Origin of the sequence: Pseudonocardia pini (assembly GCF_013870575.1) — a bacterium.
GTDB lineage: Bacteria > Actinomycetota > Actinomycetes > Mycobacteriales > Pseudonocardiaceae > Pseudonocardia > Pseudonocardia pini.
Window position 1 is genome coordinate 1 of sequence record NZ_JACBXB010000884.1, and the last position, 2071, is coordinate 2071.

Genomic DNA, 2071 nt, shown 5'->3' on the forward strand with positions numbered 1-2071 from the left:
TGTTGAGGGCCGTCTGCAGCTGTTCGGGGAGGTCGAGCTCGACTCCGCGCCCGGCGGGGGAGCCCGGCTCGTCGCGAGGCTGCCACTGCGGGGGGTGGACGGTGTGGTGGTCGACGGGGCGCCCACCGCGAGGGCGGACGGGGAGACCGGATGACGGTCCGCGTGGTGCTCGTCGACGACCATCCCCTCTTCCGGGACGGCGTCGCGGGCCTGCTCCGCGCGACGGGGCACGAGGTGGTGGGGATCGGGGGGACCGGGGAGGAGGCCGTCGCGCTGGCCGCCGACCTGCGGCCCGACGTCCTGGTCCTCGACCTGCACATGCCCGGCGGCGGTGGGGTCGAGGCGACCCGGCGGGTCCGCGCGGCCGATCCCGACGCCCGGATCCTCGTGCTCACGATGGACGACGCCGACGCCCGGGTGGTGGACGCCGTCCGGGCCGGGGCCCGCGGGTACCTGCTCAAGGAGAGCGAGCCCGAGGAGCTGGTGGCGGCGATCGCCGCGGTCGCGCGCGGGGAGGCGGTCTTCGGTAGCGCGCTGGCGGGCAGGCTCGCGGACTGGTTCACCGTGGGCCGTGCCGAGCCCTTCGGCGGGCTCACCGCCCGCGAGCGCGACGTGCTCGGCCTCGTGGCCCGCGGGCTGGGCAACGCCGCGATCGCCGAGCGCCTGGGGCTCGCCCCCAAGACGGTGCGCAACCTGGTCTCCACCGTGCTGGTGAAGCTGCAGGTCACGGACCGCTCCGCCGCGATCGTGAAGGCCCGCGAGGCCGGGCTGGGCTGACCGGGCCGATGAGGGCCCGGGAGGGCTTCCCGGCCGGTCCGGGACGCCTGCCCCTCGCGTCCAGGGACGCCCCGCGGCGACCCTGTCCGCATGACACAGACGACGAGCACGACGAGCACCACCCGCGCGAGCACGGCACCGTGGGGGGTGTCGTGCCTGGTCGGGGCCCTGCTCGCGATCGGGATCGGGATGGAGCGGCTGGCGAACCCGGTGCAGCCCGGCGAACCGGGCTTCACGTGGGTGGGGCTCGCCCTGGGGGCGGCGTGGCTGCTGCTGGCCGCCGGGCCGGTGGGACTGCAGCTGTCGGGCGCGCTCGGCAGACGCGCGACGTGGGCGACCGTGGCAGGGGTGCTCGGTGCCGCGGGGGTGCTGCTGGGCAACGTGGTGTCCCTGGTGGTCGGCCGGGACTCCCCGGCCTTCTACATCACGGGGACGGTCCTGCTGTTCGGCTGGGCCGTGGCCGCCACGGTGCTCGCCCTTCGGGCCCGGGTGTGGAGGTGGCCGTGGCGCGGTCTCCCGCTGCTGGTCACCGTGGTGATGCTGGTGACGGTGCCGTTCTTCGGCATGGCCGGGGCGATCACGGAGATCATGCTCGCCGTGATGCTGGTGCCCTTCGCCCTCCTCGGCGTGGCCCTGCTGCGCGCCCGGAGCGCGTCGTAGCCGCCGGCTGCTCAGCACTCCACGACGGTGAGGGCCAGGCCGCCCCGGCTGGTCTCCTTGTACTTGGTCTTCATGTCCGCGCCGGTGATGCGCATGGTCCGGATGGCCTTGTCCAGGCTGACGTGGTGCACCCCGTCGCCGCGGACCGCCATCCGGGCCGCGGTGATCGCCTTGCCGGAGGCCACGGCGTTGCGCTCGATGCACGGGATCTGGACGAGTCCGCCGATCGGGTCGCAGGTCAGGCCGAGGTTGTGCTCGATGCCGATCTCCGCGGCATTCTCCACCTGCTCGGGGCTGCCGCCCATGACCTCTGCGAGCCCGGCGGCGGCCATCGAGCAGGCGGAGCCGACCTCGCCCTGGCAGCCGACCTCGGCGCCGGAGATCGAGGCGTTCTCCTTGAACAGGCTGCCGATCGCGGCGGCGGTGAGCAGGAAGCGCACCACGCCGTCGTCGGACGCCCCGCGGCAGAACCGGTGGTAGTAGTGCAGCACCGCGGGCACGATCCCGGCGGCGCCGTTGGTGGGGGCGGTGACGATCCGCCCGCCCGCGGCGTTCTCCTCGTTCACGGCGAGGGCGAACAGGGTCACCCACTCCGCCGGGTCGCCGGGGTGGTCGGACAGGGCCTCGACCTCGA

Annotated in this window: 3 protein-coding genes; 2 read left to right on the forward strand and 1 reads right to left on the reverse strand. The window is 74.7% G+C overall.

From position 1 onward, the window contains the following. The first annotated feature begins 150 nt into the window (after positions 1 to 150). Both H5J29_RS30340 and H5J29_RS30345 read left to right on the forward strand, forming a co-directional pair. Positions 151 to 777: a response regulator gene (locus H5J29_RS30340; protein WP_181784381.1), complete on the forward strand. Its 627-nt coding sequence runs from the start codon at positions 151 to 153 to the stop codon at positions 775 to 777. 90 nt (positions 778 to 867) lie between these two features. Continuing rightward, positions 868 to 1437 carry a hypothetical protein gene (locus tag H5J29_RS30345; protein WP_181784382.1) on the forward strand — a complete coding sequence of 190 codons (570 nt, stop codon included), beginning with the start codon at positions 868 to 870 and terminating at the stop codon, positions 1435 to 1437. An 11-nt stretch (positions 1438 to 1448) separates the two neighbouring features. Here H5J29_RS30345 and H5J29_RS30350 read toward each other — a convergent pair. Then, a partial coding sequence (locus H5J29_RS30350) for an L-serine ammonia-lyase (RefSeq protein WP_181784383.1) occupies positions 1449 to 2071 on the reverse strand: 623 nt, incomplete at its 5' end.

Coding starts and splice junctions, on each gene's coding strand:
- H5J29_RS30345 (WP_181784382.1), top strand. CDS start 868: ATGACACAGACGACGAGCACGACGAGCACCACCCGCGCGAGCACGGCA.
- H5J29_RS30340 (WP_181784381.1), top strand. CDS start 151: ATGACGGTCCGCGTGGTGCTCGTCGACGACCATCCCCTCTTCCGGGAC.